This window comes from Methyloversatilis sp. MC4-4 (assembly GCF_049843555.1).
GTDB classification, from domain to species: Bacteria; Pseudomonadota; Gammaproteobacteria; order Burkholderiales; family Rhodocyclaceae; genus Methyloversatilis; species Methyloversatilis discipulorum_B.
Map to the genome: position 1 here is coordinate 131,516 of NZ_JBBHZK010000002.1, position 16,575 is coordinate 148,090.

Sequence of the window (16,575 nt, forward strand, 5' to 3'; positions counted from 1 at the left end):
GCGACGGAACCGAGCGCCACAGGGGCCAGGCCTTGAGGTTTCCCGGCTACCCCGCCCCGCGTTGCGCGCGCCGCCATGTCGCCGGCGGCTGACCGGTCAGTCGCTTGAACGCCCGCGAGAACGCCGCTTCGGATTCGTAGCCGATCTCCTGCGCGATGGTGGCGACCGAGGCCTGGCCTTCGCGCATCAGATTGGCGCCGAGCTGCATGCGCCAGTGAGTGAGGTACTGCATCGGCGGCATGCCGACGCAGTCGACGAAACGCTCGTGCAGGGCGGAGCGGGAGAGGCCGACCTGTCGGCCCAGTTCATCCACCGTCCAGTCCTCCGCCGGGCGCGCGTGCATCAGCGCGATCGCCTTGCCGATGTAGCGATCGCGCAGCGCGGCGAGCCAGCCGCTGCCGCCCTCTTCCGGCAGGGCTTCGAGACAGCGGCGCGCCGCATCGACGAACACCATTTCGCTGACGCGTTCGAGCACCGCCGCGCTGCCCGCCCGCCGGTGGCGTGACTCGGCCACCGCCTGTTCGAGCATGGGTGCCACCCAGGCGCCGACCCCGCTCGACGGCAGGTGCAGCATCGGCGGCAGGGCCTGGATCAAGGGGTTGAAGGGCTTCAGATCGCAGCTGATGAAGCCGCAGACCATCGTGATGCTGGCGCGGCTGGAGGGCACTTCGGCATCGAGCTCACACACGCCGTCGTGGAGGGCAATCAGAACCGGTTGGGGGTGGTCGCGCGTCGTTGCGCGCCAGGACTGATCGCCGCCGGCTGCGCGCATGCCGGGCGCGCTGGACAACACGTGGGCATCGCCGCGCGGGAACATGACGATGTCGCCCGCCTGCAGCCTGGCCGGCGCCTGACCCTCCATGCCGACCCAGCCGTTTCCCCGCAGGATCATGTGATAGGCGATCACGTGCTCGGCGCCGGGGCTGAGTGCGTCAGCCAGTTCCGGCGACGGCGGCGTGTCGGCCACCCAGTTATCGTCGCAGCTCACGTAATAGAAGATCGCGCCGCGCAGACGCACACTGGTCAGCACATCGGACAACGGATCGCCTTGCATGACCCCTCCCGGCGGCGTCCCGATCAATCGGCGCGGACACCCGGTCACGTGATCGCGCAATCGCGGAGCCGCGAGCAAGTTTCAACGACATGCGGTGAATCGCCCGCAGGCACCTGCAGGAAGAATGGTCCCGTCGTCGCACACCGCCAAAGGGACACGCCCATCGGGCCGTGGCAGGTGCGGCGCACCCCACAACATCCCGAGGAGATCACCATGTCAGCCGTACTCGAAACCCAAGTCACCGCGCCGGATTTCAACGCCATCAAACAACGGCAGCATGCCACCTGGGCAAGCGGAGACTATGCCGTCATTGGCACCACGCTGCAAATCGTTGGCGAAACACTCGCCGAGGCCGCGGACCTGCGCGCCGGCGAACAGGTGCTCGACGTCGCCGCAGGCAACGGCAACGCGACCCTCGCCGCCGCGCGCCGCTTCGCCGACGTCACCGCCACCGACTATGTCGAGGCACTGCTCGAAAAGGCCCGCATGCGAGCCGCGGCGGACGGTCTGGCCGTGCAGTTCCGGGTCGCCGACGCGGAGCGGCTGCCCTTCGATGACGCGAGCTTCGACGTGGTGATGTCGACCTTCGGCGTCATGTTCACGCCCGACCACGCCACGGCGGCCGGCGAAATGCTGCGCGTGGTGCGCCCCGGCGGCCGCATCGCGCTCGCCAGCTGGACGCCCGGCGGCTTCATCGGCCGTCTGTTCAAGATCATCGGCGCCTACGTGCCGCCGCCGCAAGGTGTGAAGTCGCCCTCGCTGTGGGGCACGGAGCCACACATCGTCGAGCTTTTCGGCCCCCACGCCGCACAGATGCGCTGCGAGCGCCGGCATTTCGTCTTCCGCTACCGCTCGTCCGCCCACTGGCTGGAGGTGTTCCGCGCCTTCTACGGTCCGATCCACAAGGCCTTCGGCGCCGTGGCGCCGGACGTCCGCCCGGCACTGGAGCGCGACATCCTCGCCCTGCTGGATGAACTCAATGTCGGCGGTGCGGATGCGCTGGTGGTGCCGAGCGAATACCTCGAGGTGGTCATTACCCGGGCATGACGGGGCGGGATGGAAGGCGCGCACGGCGGAGCCGCAACCGGAGGTGCATCGTGTAGGAGCGGTCTTCTGACCGCGACCGCGACCTGTATCGAAGCCCGCGGACCGCAGCGGCCCTGTCGCGGCCAAGGCCGCTCCCACAGGGATTGCGCCTGATCCGAGGCTGGAGCCGAGGTTCTGTTGGAGGTGTCTTCTGACCCCGACTGCGGACTGAATCAAAGCCCGCGGACCGCAGCGGCCCAGTCGCGGCCAAGGCCGCTCCTACAGGGATGGCGCCCGATCCACGGCTGGAGCCGGGGTTCTGTGGGAGGGGTCTTCTGACCCCGACTGCGGCCTGAATCGAAGCCGGTGGTCTGCAGCGGCCCTGTCGCGGCCAAGGCCGCGCCCACAGGGTTTGCGCCCGATCCGCGGCCGGACCGGCATGCCCCTGCGGCACACGGTATGCTCCGCACGCCTCCATCCCGAATCACCTGCAATGAACAAGCATCGCCTCTACCAGTATTTCTTTCGCGGCCTGATCACTTTTCTGCCGCTGGCACTGACCGTCTATGTGCTGGTGCTGTTCGTCACCTGGACGGAAAGTCTGGCGATGATGATGGTGCGGCCCATCATCGGCGACTTCTATCTGCCCGGTCTCGGCATCGCGCTGAGCGCCCTGCTCATCGTGGGCCTGGGCGTGCTGGTATCGCGCCCGGAAGCCGGGCGCCTGCTGTCGCTGGTGGAACTGCCCTTCACCAATCTGCCGGTGGTGAAGAGCATCTATTCGTCGCTGAAGAACTTCGCCGACTACTTCGCACCACACACCGGCGAATCGGCCCAGCAGGTGGTACTGCTGCGCATGCCGGGCAACGCGATGGGCATCGTCGGCCTGGTGACGCGGCAGTCGATGGCCGATCTGCCCGCCGGGCTGTCAGAACTGGAGGACCAGATCGCGGTGTATCTGCCCATGGGCTACATGATCGGCGGTTATACGGTGTTCGTGCCGCGCGCCTGGGTGACCAAGGTCGACATGTCGGTCGAAGAAGCCATGCGCATGGCGCTGATTGCCTACATGACGTCGAACCGGAGCGATCCTGAGGCGCGCTGATCGCCTCTGCTTCTTCGCCGCGCCACCCGGCGCGCACTACGCGCATATGCGTATTGCGTCGAAGCGAGCCACCCGACAAGAATGAGCGCCGCATTCCGGAGGCCGCACCCGCGTGATCGTTGGTGCAGCCTCCGGCCAGACTGCGCTGCGCCTGCGGGCGACAGCGGGTCGCGGACAGTTCTGACCGGGAGATTGCTGCATGAAAAAAACCGTCTTGATCACCTCCGCGCTGCTCGGCGTCGCGGCCGGTACACCGGCGCTGGCTGCGCCCATCGTCGTGAGCACGCTGTCGTCGTGGGACGGCAGCAGCAGCATCGGCGACTTCGGTTCGTCCGGCTTCTCCGGCTGGGGGCAGTTCCTGGTGGCGCCGACCGGCAGCAACCGCCTGCTCGACTTCACCTTCCTGCTCAGTGACGCGCTGAAGGGCAGCAACACCAATGCCGTCCCGGTGGAATTCACCGCACATCTGGTGCAGTACAACCCGTTCACGCGCTTCATCGTCGGCCCGCTGCTCTATTCGAGCGCGCCGGTGACGGTGCCACTGACGGCAGGCCTGGACTTCCACACCTATACCTTCGACATCGACGCCGAGGTGACGGCCGGCAGCACCTACATGATGTTCCTGTTCGCCACCAACTTCGAACTGCGCATCCCGGACGATTCGCGCCTGCGCCTCGCTACCGCGAATACGGATCTGGGCGGCGGCGCTTACAACATTCCTTGGGATGCCGAAAGCGATCTCGACGAGCTGCTCTCCGGTCAGTGGAGATTCACCGCCGGGCAGGATCTGGCCTTCTCGGCGACCTTCGACTTCCGGCCCGCCAACGAGGTGCCGGAACCGTCGACGGCCGCGTTGCTGGCAAGCGCCGGCGCGGCCGGCCTGTGGGCGACCCGGCGGCGAAGCACTACCGACCGGCAGCGCTGAAAGCAGCGCACCGGAAGACCGGGCCGGCTCAGCCGAAGGCCGGCACCGGCGCGAAACGCCCCTTCAGCACCTTGTCCGCCGCGCCCAGCTTCAGCCAGCCGTCGATGGCGCTGGCGTAGACCGAGCGGAAGTCGGTGGTGTGGACGAGGTTGTCGCCGGCGTCCAGCGCGCCGAGGTCGGACGGCGTGCCGTAGTGGCCGCCCTTCACCTGTTTCCCGGCGAAGAACATGACGTTGGCGGTACCGTGGTCGGTGCCCAGGCTGGTGTTCTCCGGCACCCGGCGGCCGAACTCGGAAAAGATGAGCAGGCTCACGCGGTCAGCCTGGCCCAGGCGTTCCATGTCGCGCAGGAAGCCGCTGATCGCGTCCGAGGTGTAGGTGAGCAGGCGCTGGTGCAGGTCGGCCTGCTGCACGTGGGTGTCGAAGGCGTTGTTGCGGTAGCCAACGTAATACAGGCGCGTCGGCAGACCGGCGGCGATGCAGGCCGCCACCTTGGGCAGACCCAGCGGGGCGATGCCGTAATCCTGGTTGGTCTTGTAGTTCGACCACGCTTCGCGCACCGCCAGCGACGATTCGCGCGCGCTGACCGCCACCTGTTCGAGAAAGCGGCGTGACGGGTTGTCCGTGCTCGCCACGCTCACGTCGTCGAGCAGTGCGCGCGTCGGGTGCACCGCGCTGCGCATGAAACGCTCCGGCTCGTCGAACACCACCGGCGTGTGGATGCGGCTGCGCACCGCAAGCGACTGCGTGGCGTCGATGTTGAGCAGGTAGTTCGGCACCGGCGCGGGCGACATGGTGTCGGCCAGCCGGCCGACCCAGCCGTAGTCGTCGCCGCTGTTCGGTGCGGCGGTGTGCAGGTAGGCCATCGACGTGAAGTGCGAGAACGACGGATTGTCGTAGCCACAGCCGTGCACGATGGCCAGCTGGCCGTCCTTCCACAGCCGCTCGAAGCCGGCCATGCCGGGGTTCAGGCCGAAGCGTTCGTCGAGCTTGCGCAGCTTGTCCGGGCGGATGCCGATGTTGGGCCGCAGCCGGTAGTAGCGGTCGTCGGCGTAGGGCACGACGGTGTTCAGGCCGTCGTTGCCGCCGGACATTTCGAAGACGACGAGGATGCGGTCCTCCGCTTCGGCGGCGGCAGCCGCGCGCGCGATGGTGCCGAACACGCCAGGGACCATGAGCCCGGCGGAGGCCTTCAGGATGCGGCGGCGTTTCTGATCGACGTTCATGTGCTTTCTCCAGCGTAGCGGCAAGGTGACGCCGGGAAGTCCCTGCGCCCGCCCTGCCCTCGCCTCAACCCAGTTGATATTCCGGACGGCTCAGCAGTACGTGCAGCAGCAGGCGCAGCGGATCTTCGGCGTAACTGGCTGCGGCCGGCAGGTCGCGCGTACCCAGTTCCTTTTCGAGGAAGGCCGCAAGCTTGTTGCGCGTGGCGCCGTCCAGCGGCACCGACAGGAAGCGACCTTCCATGTAGGTGACGACCTCTTCCGGCGTGCGACAGCCGGCCTTCAGCACCATGCCGGTGAGATCCAGCCGGGCCACCGTGCGCGGAATCGGTTTCACGCGCTCGACCGCCATCTGCCAGCCGCGATAGCTGCCGTAACGCGTGTTGAAGTCCTCGTTGCGATCGCCGTTCATGCTCGACATCGCCATCATGTCGACGCCGCCATCCGCGCCGCCGGGCTTGGTCGCGGTGCTCAGGTCGAGGCCGCTGCGGACGCGCTCGTGGATGTTGCGGATTTCGTAGCCGGCCTGCGCGCCGGGGTAGCGGTCGCCCGGGATGTAGTTGATGTCGGGCAGCGCGACGTCGAGCGCGAAATTGCCGCGCTCGAGCAGCAGCCCCGGCGTGATCCAGCTGCGACCCTGGGCCCAGCCGGCCACGGTGGGCGGATGCATCAGGCGCTGGCCCAGCGCCGTGGTGGTCTCGTTGAAATCCGGCACACCCGGCACTTCGGTCAGGCCCAGCTTGCGGTAGGTGGACACCACCAGTTCGACCGGCCCCTTGATGCGCGTCGCCACCGATTCGGGCGCATGGAAATCGCGCGACATGAACAGCATTTCGAGGAAGGCAGCGATGTCGTAATCGACCGCCTTCAGCCGCCGGCCCAGTTCCTCGGCCAGCGCCGGCTCGATGTCCTCGCGCACGAAGTGGCGGTACAGCTTGCTGGCGAGGTAGCGCGGCGTGACCGGCTGGTCGAGGATGATGTCGATCACCTGCACGCCGTCGTAATTGCCGCGACGGCCCAGCACGTCCTTCGGCCCGCCGTCATGCTTTGCGGCGTCGATGTGGAAGGCGACGCCCTGGTAGTTCCAGCCGGTGAAGGCACGCGCCGCCTCGCGGATGTCGTGTTCGCTGTAATGGCCGACGCCCATCGTGAACAGCTCCATGATCTCCCGCGCGAAGTTCTCGTTCGGCGCGCCCTTCACGTTCACGGCGGCGTCGAGGAAGGAGAGCATGGCCGGGTCCTGCGCGACGCCGATCATCAGCGTGCGGAAACTGCCCAGGCCCTGGTTCTGGAACAGTTCCAGCTGGTTCAGCATCTTGCGGTAGTCGCGCACCTTGTCTTCGTTGGTGGCGAAGTGACCGTGCCAGAACAGCGCCATCCTCTCCTGCAGCGGGCGCGGCGACGTGAGCATGCGGTTCGCCCACCAGTAGGCGACGCGGTCGGTTTCGAGCTTGCTCGCGCGCAGCCAGTAGAAGAACTTGTTCACCACCGGCTGCATGCGCCGGTTGCCGCCCGCCTTGACCGTTACGCCAAGCGCCTCGCCGCTGTCGCGCGCGAGGTCGGTGGTGGCCGGACGGCTGGCGGGAAACGGGTCCAGCCCCGCCTCGAACACCCCCGAATGCTCGAACTGCGGCAGTGCCACGGCCGGCGCGCCCTCGAAATACACGAGGCGACGCACCGCCTGGGCCGGGGTCAGGCGGGCGAAGGCGTCGATGTCTTCCGGCGTTCCGCCGAAGCCGGCCCGTTCGAGCAGGTGCGCGGCGCGGGCGCGGTTCCAGTCGGCGGCGGCAATCGGGGTCAGATTGCCAGCCCAGGGCGATGCGGCGATCGTGACCGCACTGAACAACGCGCCGGCGAATGCCAGCGCAACAGGGGCGATACGGAACATGAGGGTCCATCCGGGAAGATCAGGCCTGCAGCGTAGAGCGGCGCGGCACCGGCCAGCCAGTGCAATTCGCCCCCCGCCGGCTCAGGATTTTCTGGAGTCGCGGACGGCGGCGGGCGGTCGTCCGCCGCCTCCGGTCGTGTCATGCTGTCCGTCCCGAGCACTGCAATATTGCCGACATGCCTTCCGCCCCGACCGATCCGCTCGACCGTTTCGTTCAGGCGCAGGTGCGCGACTACGAACAGGCGCTGCAGGAGTTGAAGGACGGCCGCAAGCGCACGCACTGGATCTGGTACGTGCTGCCGCAGCTGCGCGATCTCGGCCGCAGCGCGATGGCACGCGAATACGGCATCGCCGACCGCAGCGAAGCGGTCGCCTACATCGCGCATCCACTGCTGGGGGCACGACTGGTCGAGTGTGTCGACGCCCTCCTCGCCCACGCCGGGCGGCGCCCGGAAGACATCCTGGGCGAAGTCGATGCGCTGAAGTTCCGCTCCTGCCTGACCCTGTTCGCCGAGGTGGCGCCGGACCAGCCCTGCTTCCGCGCTGCGCTGGCGGCTTTCTACGATGGGCGGCCGGACGGCCAGACGCTGGGGCTGCTTGGTCAGCGCGGCGGCTGAGCACACCCGGCGATGCGATTCCACCGCTTCGTTCTGCTGACACTGACCGTCGCACTGCACGGTTGCGTCGCACTGACCCGCGGTATCGTGCCGGTCGACGGTGCCGAACTGGCGGACACCGGCGCAGTGCGCCTGGACATCGATACCGACCACCCCGTGCTGCTGCGCGCGGTCGACGAGAAGCCGCTGCCGGGCGTGCAGGTGTCCAGCCGCGCCCGCGCCTTCAGCTATGTGCTGCATCCCGGCGAGCGCGTGCTGTGGCTCAGTGACGTGCCCTATGGTTTCCCCTTCCTTCCGCAGCACCTGAAGTGCTACCTGATGCACGCCGACCTGGCCGCCAGCGGCCGCTACCTGCTGCGGATGGACGGTGCGCCGCGACGTCCGGTGCTGATCGACGCAATGCAGCACGACACGGTCGCCGAAGGGGTGCTGGTGGACGAGCCGCTGATCTACGAGCGCGGCTGCCGCTGGCAGTGAGCGCGCCGCACTTGCGCGCCGTGACCGATGACCGCACGCTTGTTGCACGACCATCGTCCGCCGCCGCCATGTCACTTCACACCGCCGAAATCGTCTGGTCCCGCGACGACCAGCCCTTCATCGACAAGCGTTACAGCCGCCGCCACCTGATCCGCTTCGACGGCGGCATCGAGGTGGCCGGTTCGTCGTCGCCGCATGTGGTGCCGCTGCCTTATTCCGCGGCGGACGCGGTCGATCCGGAAGAGGCTTTCGTCGCCGCGCTGGCGGCCTGCCACATGCTCACCTTCCTGCAACTGGCGGCGCTCAAACGGCTGGTCGTGGATCGTTACGAGGACGCGGCCGAGGGCGAACTTGCGCGCAACGCCGACGGCAGGATGTATATCGCGCGGGTGACGCTGCGGCCGTCGGTGCACTTCGGCGGAGAGGGCGCACCGACGGCTGCCGAGCTGACGGCGCTGCACCACGCGGCGCACGAGCAGTGCTTCATCGCCAACTCGGTGCTGACCGAGGTGCGCTGCGAACCTCGCCTGTCGACTGAATGAACGTGCGGCAGCTGCCGGTTCAGCGCCCGCCGAGACGCTTGCCGAAGGAGATGGCGTAGGCCGGCGAGCGCATCTTCAGGATCGGGTCATCGCCAGGACGAATGCCTTCGCTCAGCACGTTCGGATCGAAATTGAGACCGGTGCATGCGTCGCCCCCGACAGCCGTAACCGACAGCGTGCCCGCCACCAGCTCGGTGCGACCCTCCGGCCAGGCAAGTGAGGGGTCGGACTCGCTGTCGCCCGGTTGACCGAGCGTGACGATCCAGTCGAACAGGACCGGACCGCGAGCCACCCGCTCGCCCAGCCGGGCGGCGAGGAAGTCGCGCGGGGCGCCGCCGCGCTCGTCATCGGTGAGGCCGCGCACGCCGTCGCGCGGCTGAAGGCGCCAGCGCACCGCGCGCTCGCCCTCTGCCGTCGCGAAATGAAAGGTATGCAGTCCGAAGTACTGCGCGCCGGCGTAGCTCCACGGAGGCGGGTTCTGCTGCAGCCAGCGGAACTGCGGCAGCGTGTCCGGATGCGCCGCACGGTAGGCAGCCACTCTGTCGGGATCGGGCCGGCCGTCCGGGCCGGGCAGCGAGGCGCGCAGCAGGCCGAGGAAGCTCTCCGGCGTGGCCGCGCCGAACACCGGTGTGCTCAGCGTGGCGATGTTGTGCACGCGGCCGTCGCCGAGCTCGAACTGCGCGGCCAGCCCGCGTGGCGAACGTGCGTTGTCGGCGACCGCCGGGTCGCCGCCGGCCATCGAGAAGCGGATCTGCGCGGGCCAGCGCGTACCCGAGAACAGCGGCGCACTGAACATCCGGGCGGCTTCGGCGCTGCCGGTGAAGCTGCCGACCGCACAGACACCCTTGGCGTGGCCCTTGCGCTCGCCCCTGTGCTCGCCGAACAGGCCCTGAAACACCTCGATGAAATCTCCGGCCTGCGCCGGCCTGTCCTCGGCCCTCAAGGGCGTGGCTGTGGCGGCGGCCAGCATGAGCAAGATGCGCCAATACATGAATGACTCCCCAGACTGCGGCGACTGGAACGCGCCGCGACGCGGGACAGACCGCATGTACAGCCGCCGGTTCGCCCGGACGGCCGGCGCCGGCACGGCACGCCGGACTGATATAGGTCAAATGTCCGCAGAAACGCCGTCCGATCGACACAAGTTTGCGCAAAACAGGTCGTTAAACCGGGGGTTGATCCGCACACCAATTTTCCGCCGGGAACGCTCATGGACTTCATCTCTCGCAGCATCCGCAACAAGCTTCTGGTCATTTGCGGCGGCGGCACCGCGGCGCTGCTGGTCGCCGCAGTGGTCGGCCTCGGCGTCGAGTGGTCGGCCATCGACACGCTGACCGGCGACATCACGCGCGCCGAGGCGCTGGCGATCCGCGCCGCCACACTGAACAAGCTCATGCTGACCGGCGCCGCCTTCGCGGTCGTCGTCGTCGTCGCCTTCGGCCTCTTCCTGTGGGCACTGCAGCGCACCATCATCGGCCCGGCGAAGACGCTGTCGTCCGATCTCGAACGGCTGGCCAGCGGCGACTTCCATCAGCCGGTCGCCTGCACGACACGCGACGAACTGGGCGCGATCGCGCAGAGCGCCGAACGCATCCGCAGGGATCTCGGCGCGCTGGTGCTGCAGCTCAAGCAGTCGGCGCAGTCGCTGGTCGAAGCTTCAGGTGTGGTCGGCGGCGAATCGCAGCGGGTGGCCGCCGCGTCGAGTGCGCAGACCCAGGCGGCCAGTTCGACCGCGTCGTCGATCGAGGACGTGACCGCCGCCATCCGCATGGTGGCGGACAACGCCGGCAACGCGGCTCGGCAGGCCGACGAGTCGCTCGATCAGTCGACCCGGGCGCAGACCCATCTGACCGAACTGCGCGGCTCGATCGGCCGCACCGCCAGCGTGATGAACGAGGTGTCGGGCGCTGCCGACGCCTTTGTCGAGAACGCCCGCCAGATCACCGAAATGACGCGCGAAGTGCGCGAGATCGCCGACCAGACCAATCTGCTCGCGCTGAACGCAGCGATCGAGGCGGCACGCGCTGGCGAACAGGGTCGTGGCTTCGCCGTGGTGGCCGACGAGGTGCGCAAGCTGGCCGAGAAATCAGGAACCTCGGCCGCCGCGATCGACACCATCACCCGCTCGCTGTCGGAGCGTGCCGCCGGCCTGTCGGATGCGCTGACGCAGGGGCGCAACGCCGTCGGTGTCGCCGAGTCGTCGAGCGACTCGGCCGCCGGCGTCATCACCGTCGCGCACCGCGCCGTAACGGTTGCCGCCGACGAGGTGCGCGCCATCAACCAGGCGCTGGAACAGCAGAGCCGCGCCGCCAGCGATATCGCTGGCAACGTCGAGCACATTGCCAGCATGTCCGGACAGAACCAGTCGGCGGTGAATACGCTCGCCAGTTCGGTCACCCACCTGCAGTCGCTGGCCGGCAGTCTGAACGAACTGACGGGGCGTTTCCGCCTGTAGGCATGACGCGCACGGGCGGCAGCGCTGTCAGCCGCCCCACGCGGACGGCAATGCCGTCCGCGCAGGGACCTCAGTCGTCGAAGGCGATCAATCTGACGTTCGAATAGACCGGGCCCCGGGTGGCCTTGCCGGCGAAATGGGACGAGGTGCCGAGGTGCAGGTAATTGAAGCGATCGACCGCTTCATGCGTGAAACCCTCGAAGTACAGCACCCGCTCGTCAACCGAGGTCCGCACGCGACCATCCTGCCACTCGACACGGATGCGGTAGGTGTGTGAAGGATCGAACGGACCATCGAACGGCACCCATTCAGCGGCCTTGCCGAAGCCGCGTGCGTGGTACTCGACCTTGAACTGCGGGTGCGCGGTCCCGACGCGGAACTCCCAGTTGTCCGTATCGGGCAGGCCCATCCTTTCGTGGTTCTGGAACAGCGTGCCCCACAGACCAAGGAATATGTTCTTGTCCGCCGTCAGCTGACTGCGTGGGTCGAAGTTGCGGACATCGACTTCCAGCATGCCGTCGGGCGGCATTGGCGGCAGCTTCCAGACGATGCGATCGTGATCGTTGAGCACCGTCCACCCTCCGCCCTCCACGAACTGCCCGCCCTGCACCTGACCACGGCTGCGGCCGTGCAGCGCATCGAACAGCACGACGCGGCCGGGCTTCTCGCGCAGGCGCGCATAGTAGATCGCCGTCGCGCCGTCCTCGAAGGTGACGTGAAAAGCGACGCCTTCCGGTCCAGCCGCTTCCTGGTTGAGTTTGAACGCCTTGGGTTTGCGGCCGCCGAGTTCGATGTCGCGCGAGATCACCGGGAAGCGCTTGCCTTTGCGCCATGCGTAGATGGCCTGGCGACCGCTCGGGCTCTCGCCGATGAAGAACACACGATCGCCGTGCATGGCCGGTGCACGGAAGCCACTGAAGTTCTCGGCGCCGCCGGAGAATTCGGCATCGACGTCGATCACCTTCTGCAGCTGACCGTCGACCCGGGCATAGACACCGCTTTGCGCCTTGCCGTCCACTGCCAGACGGAAGGCGAAGTTCCCCGTCTCGAACGAACGCTCGAACGCTGCGTCGTTGAAGCCGAGAAAGGTCTCGCCGGCCCGCCCGGGTACGGCACTGCCGGTATCCAGCAGCGCGACCAGCCGCTCTCCCTCCCCGCTCCATATGCCGGGGCGGCCATCGGTCGAGTAGGCGGTGATCAGCGATCGCCCTCCCGCGGTCGAGGTGTCGTCCATGCGGCCGAAGCGTTGATCGCCGCCCGGAACGGATTGCAACCAGCTCGCGACGGCATCCAGGCGCTGCGACCGCAGATCGTAGCGATAGCTGCCCTGATAGGAACTTTCGGCATCGGCACGCCCCTTGTCCGAAGCACGTCCCATGAAGACAAGCTGCTGACCGTCGAAGGCCGGGCGCTTCAGATAGGCGAAACGCAGGTCAGAGCCCGGCATCACTGTCGTCAGATCGGCGATGCGGCGGACCTGCCCCGCTTCCGCCAGATAGATGCCCTGCTGGCCGTCAGCCCCCAGCCCGCTGAAGGCGGTCACGCCGCCGACGGCGACCGGGGCGCCGCCAAAGCCAGTAAATCGCCCCTGACCCGCGGGAATCGCGGTCGAGCTGTCGACCACGGTGCTCATCCGGCCGCGGACACTGCGATGGATGCCGATGCGTCCATCGGCACGGCGCCCCACGAACACGATTGCGTCACCGTCCATCGATGGCGCAAACGGAAACTCGGTGAATACGCCGCCCTCTCCCGCAAACACCGTGCTGCCGTCGGCGACCAGTTCGATATCGATCAGCGGCAGCGGACCGGCGGCGGCGGCGGCGGCCGAAGCTGCGGCAAGGGTTCCCAACGCGGCAAGCAGCGGACGCAAGGCGCCCGCGATCACAGCGGAATCTCCAGACCGATGCGCGCGGTCAGCGGCTGCGCAGGCGTGATCGACAGCAGGTTGTTGCCGAAGTAGTAGCGGCGGTCGAACAGATTGTCGATGTTCAGGCGCCAAAGCACCGACCGTTCGCCGACGCGGTGTCGCAGCGTGGCCCCCACATCGACGCGTGCGTAGCCGGGCAACTCGGCCGTGTTGGCCGCGTCGGCGAAGGTGCTCTCCTGAGCGAACACACCGCCGAATACCGACACCCCGGACAGTGCGCCCGCAAAGTCGTACGAGGTCCACAGCCGTGCCGACTTGGCCGGCACCGTCTGCGGCTTGCGCCCATCGTTGGCGCCGCCGATCACGTCGGCATCGATCACCGCATACGACGCGAACACGCGCCAGCGGGGCATCAGCTCGCCGATCAGTTCGAACTCCAGGCCCTGATGGCGCTGACCCGGAATCAGCCGGGTGAAGTTGTCGCCCGCATCGTAGAAGGCCACGTTCTCCCGCTTGATCTCGTAAGCCGCGGCATTGAACTGCAAGCGGTTGTCGCGCGACGACAGCTTGAAGCCCCCTTCGATCTGATCGGAACGCTCCGGAGCCAGTATCTCGCCCGCGTTGGTCCCCTGCGACGCAAGCCCGTTGGGCTTGAAGCCGCGACTCCTGCTCACGTAGAGCGACAGCGGCTCGATCGGTCGATACACCAGACCGAAGCGTGGTGTCACGGCGCTTTCCGTGACCGTTTCGCGAACCGGCGTCGCAGCCGACAGATTGATCGTCGTCTCACGGAACTTGTCGGCGCGCACACCGACCATGAAGTCGATCTGGTTGGTCAGTCCGATGAAATCCTCGGCATAGATGCCGCCGTAGCTCGTATCGTTGAGCGTGGGAGCGGTATTGAGCGTGACCGGCAGGATATTGATCGTCGCCGGATTGAAAATGTTGCTGGCGTAACTGATCTGGTTGCTCGCGAACAGGGTGCGGTCAAGTTCGGTCAGCTGCACGCCGAGCACCGTGCGGTGACGCATGCCGAACAGCCGGTTGTCGCCAATCAGGTCGAAGCTGAAATTGTGGCTGTAGGCATCGGTGGTCTGACGCCGTTGACGCAATGTGTAATTGCCATTGTTCTGGTTCAGGTTGGCTTTTGACGACTCCAGACGGTCGATGAAGTAGTCCTGATAGGTGTACTGGTTTCGGATTTTCCAGTTCGGCGAAAGAATGACATTCAGGTCGTAGCCAAAGGTCTGATTCTCCGAATCATGGTGACCGTTGCGCAGATCAAGATTGCGCTTCCAGGGAATATCGGCTGGGCGACCGTTGTAGATGACATGCCCGGTATCGTAGGGCACATCGATTTTCGCGTAATCCGCGAACAGCGTCAGCTTCGCGAAATCAGAAATCTTCCAGTCGAATGATGCGCCGCCAACGAGGCGATCGGTGTAGATGCCGTCGCGATAATTATCGCTGTTCTCGCTGGCGACATTCACGCGATAGCCGAAACGGCGGTCCTCGCCGAAGCGTCCGCCTGCATCGAGATGCTGATGACTGTAGCCGTGTGTCCCGGTATTCAGGCGCAGCGTCGCGAACCGCTCGTCGGTCGGACGTTTGCGCAGCAGGTTGACCAGACCACCCGGCTCGGCACGCCCGTACTGCAACGAGGCGGGACCGCGAAAGAATTCCACCTGTTCGATCAGTTCGATCGACGGCGAGTGCAGGCCGAACAGTGGCTGCCCGTCCCACAGATAGCCATATGAATCGTTAAGCAGGAAACCGCGCGAACGGAACGCCGGTTGCCGGCCGGCGTTATTGCTCTCCTGATTGAGTGAGGCCGAATTCCTCAGCACATCCGAAAGATCTCTGGCCCCTTGTTCCTCAATGATCCGTTTAGGAAAAACCGTGATCGAGAATGGCGTCTCCTTGATCGTCAGATCGGCACGACTGGCGGTGGTGGACTCATTCTTCAGATAGGTTTCGTGGGTAAGAGATTCGGCTTCCACCTTGACGGACGGTAGCGTTATCACCTCGGCCGATGCATTTCCGACCGCTCCCATCAGGCACAGAACGGACAGACTGCAAACGCCCCCAACGCATGGCTTGATCATTTCCTCTCCTCAATCTCGGCTCTTTGTTTGTTTGCCCTCCCTTCTTCCACGACACGACATACGGCCGTCCAGAACCGCAATCACGATGCCTTGGGAATAATTGGATGACAAATATATGAACGATTCCGGATACCCCCCGGAAACGTGGCGCGAGTATGTGAGCGAGGACTATCGGCACTCAATTGCACAATTGAGGTCGTTTGGATTCCCCGGCAATGCGGTGAGAAACTCCCGGTCGATTCAGGCACCCCTCCCAAAACACCCGGGAATTCTTCGAACGGAAAGAGGGCGAGGCGCCCTGAGGGTGTACCCGGGACCCGCGAGACAGGTCGCGCGGCGTGCGCGGCCGGTCAGCGACCGTCGCCACCCGGGCGGGAGGACACATCAGCCGGGACCGCTGGACGACCGCAATCCCGCCGCGACACGCAAGTTGCCGCGTGTTCGGGTCAGACGGTTGCGGCCGCTTGAGCGCGCCTGCGAGCGGACGCAGGCGCGTGTCGGTGCGTGATCAGGCCTCGGGGTGGCCGGTCTTCACTTTTTCCATCCACTCTTCGATCGCCAGCGTTCCGGCCGCCTGGGCACGTGCCGCGTCGGCGGGAGGCAGCACGTCCTGCACGAGGTCGATGCGCTTCCATTCGGCAAGCGGCGTTTCGCAGTCGGCACGCGGCACGTAACGCGAACGGTCGACGCGCTGATAGCGGTGGATGTAGCGCGGGCAGTTCTGCCAGAGCTCGGACAGCTCGACGCGGACGATGAAATCGGCTTCGTTGTAGAAGGCCATCATCGGGTCGTCGCGCGACACGGTCGCCCTGCCCTGCACGCGGATGCGGTGCGGCTTCTCGAAGGAGATGAAGAGCAGGCCGACTTCGGCGTTCTGCGCGATGTTGCCGACCGAATAGAACATGCCGTTGCCGTCGTAGCTGGGGAACACCAGCGTCTTCTCGTCGACGACGCGCACGAAGCCGGGGTCGCCACCCTTGTACGACACGGTCGGTCGGCCACGCGCATCGACGGTAGACAGGAAGAACATGTCCATCGCCTCGATGAAGCCCCGGCTGTCGTCGTCGAATTCGGTGCGGCAGGCCAGCTCCTCGATGCGGTCGGCCATCGCGCGGGTACCGAACTCGTCCTGGAAGCTGCGGTGCTGCGGGTCGTACAGTCTGCTCACGGATGCGTCTCCTCCGGCTGTTCTTGTGGAAGGCGCAGCATGCCACGAAGCATGCGCACCGTCGGCACAGGACTACAACGCACACCATCCGGTCACATCCGGCCTACCATCGTCTACAGCA

The 16,575-nt window shown here is 66.5% G+C and carries 14 protein-coding genes; 7 read left to right on the top strand and 7 right to left on the bottom strand.

Annotated features, from left to right (window positions below):
• Positions 1–46 precede the first annotated feature (46 nt).
• The gene (locus WDZ97_RS07525; RefSeq protein WP_425762333.1) at positions 47–1,054 is read right to left on the bottom strand and encodes an AraC family transcriptional regulator; all 1,008 of its coding nucleotides are present in this window, start codon (positions 1,052–1,054) and stop codon (positions 47–49) included.
• Between the two features lie 48 nt (positions 1,055–1,102).
• Between WDZ97_RS07525 and WDZ97_RS07530 the strand changes: the two genes are divergently transcribed.
• From WDZ97_RS07530 to WDZ97_RS07540, 3 genes are all read left to right on the top strand, one after another.
• The gene (locus WDZ97_RS07530) at positions 1,103–2,101 is read left to right on the top strand and encodes a methyltransferase domain-containing protein (RefSeq protein ID WP_425762334.1); all 999 of its coding nucleotides are present in this window, start codon (positions 1,103–1,105) and stop codon (positions 2,099–2,101) included.
• Between the two features lie 472 nt (positions 2,102–2,573).
• A complete protein-coding gene (locus WDZ97_RS07535; protein ID WP_020164220.1) occupies positions 2,574–3,185 on the top strand; it encodes a DUF502 domain-containing protein in 612 nt (203 codons plus the stop codon).
• Between the two features lie 199 nt (positions 3,186–3,384).
• Entirely contained in the window at positions 3,385–4,110 is a 726-nt protein-coding gene (locus WDZ97_RS07540; RefSeq protein ID WP_425762335.1) for a PEP-CTERM sorting domain-containing protein, read from the top strand.
• Positions 4,111–4,138: 28 nt separating this feature from the next.
• Here the strand turns inward: WDZ97_RS07540 and WDZ97_RS07545 are convergent, their stop codons facing one another.
• Together WDZ97_RS07545 and WDZ97_RS07550 are read right to left on the bottom strand one after the other, a co-directional pair.
• Complete coding sequence (locus WDZ97_RS07545) at positions 4,139–5,335, bottom strand: DUF1501 domain-containing protein (RefSeq protein WP_425762336.1); 1,197 nt, start codon at positions 5,333–5,335, stop codon at positions 4,139–4,141.
• Between the two features lie 64 nt (positions 5,336–5,399).
• Positions 5,400–7,220 (bottom strand): DUF1800 domain-containing protein, encoded by a 1,821-nt coding sequence (locus WDZ97_RS07550; RefSeq protein ID WP_425762337.1) that lies wholly within the window; start codon positions 7,218–7,220, stop codon positions 5,400–5,402.
• A gap of 176 nt (positions 7,221–7,396) precedes the next feature.
• On the opposite strand from WDZ97_RS07550, the gene WDZ97_RS07555 reads away from it, so the two are divergent.
• The 3 genes from WDZ97_RS07555 (at position 7,397) to WDZ97_RS07565 (ending at position 8,856) form a co-directional block, all read left to right on the top strand.
• Positions 7,397–7,837 carry a DUF1810 domain-containing protein gene (locus WDZ97_RS07555; RefSeq protein WP_425762338.1) on the top strand — a complete coding sequence of 147 codons (441 nt, stop codon included), beginning with the start codon at positions 7,397–7,399 and terminating at the stop codon, positions 7,835–7,837.
• Positions 7,838–7,849: 12 nt separating this feature from the next.
• Positions 7,850–8,314, top strand: a complete 465-nt coding sequence (locus WDZ97_RS07560) for a hypothetical protein (protein WP_341421675.1) — start codon at positions 7,850–7,852, stop codon at positions 8,312–8,314.
• 68 nt (positions 8,315–8,382) lie between these two features.
• Positions 8,383–8,856, top strand: coding sequence for an OsmC family protein (locus tag WDZ97_RS07565; RefSeq protein WP_425762339.1), 474 nt, complete (start codon positions 8,383–8,385; stop codon positions 8,854–8,856).
• A 19-nt stretch (positions 8,857–8,875) separates the two neighbouring features.
• On the opposite strand, the gene WDZ97_RS07570 is transcribed toward WDZ97_RS07565, so the two are convergent.
• The gene (locus tag WDZ97_RS07570; protein WP_425762340.1) at positions 8,876–9,847 is read right to left on the bottom strand and encodes a catalase family peroxidase; all 972 of its coding nucleotides are present in this window, start codon (positions 9,845–9,847) and stop codon (positions 8,876–8,878) included.
• Positions 9,848–10,066: 219 nt separating this feature from the next.
• On the opposite strand from WDZ97_RS07570, the gene WDZ97_RS07575 reads away from it, so the two are divergent.
• Positions 10,067–11,311, top strand: a complete 1,245-nt coding sequence (locus WDZ97_RS07575) for a methyl-accepting chemotaxis protein (protein WP_425762341.1) — start codon at positions 10,067–10,069, stop codon at positions 11,309–11,311.
• A 70-nt stretch (positions 11,312–11,381) separates the two neighbouring features.
• On the opposite strand, the gene WDZ97_RS07580 is transcribed toward WDZ97_RS07575, so the two are convergent.
• The 3 genes from WDZ97_RS07580 to WDZ97_RS07590 all read right to left on the bottom strand — a co-directional run bounded on the left by WDZ97_RS07580 (position 11,382) and on the right by WDZ97_RS07590 (position 16,454).
• Positions 11,382–13,313 (bottom strand): DUF7453 family protein, encoded by a 1,932-nt coding sequence (locus WDZ97_RS07580; protein WP_425762342.1) that lies wholly within the window; start codon positions 13,311–13,313, stop codon positions 11,382–11,384.
• Positions 13,196–15,286 (bottom strand): TonB-dependent siderophore receptor, encoded by a 2,091-nt coding sequence (locus WDZ97_RS07585; RefSeq protein ID WP_425762343.1) that lies wholly within the window; start codon positions 15,284–15,286, stop codon positions 13,196–13,198. Before WDZ97_RS07585 ends, WDZ97_RS07580 begins: the two co-directional genes overlap by 118 nt.
• 508 nt (positions 15,287–15,794) lie before the next feature.
• Entirely contained in the window at positions 15,795–16,454 is a 660-nt protein-coding gene (locus WDZ97_RS07590; RefSeq protein ID WP_020164210.1) for a pyridoxamine 5'-phosphate oxidase family protein, read from the bottom strand.
• Positions 16,455–16,575 lie beyond the last annotated feature (121 nt).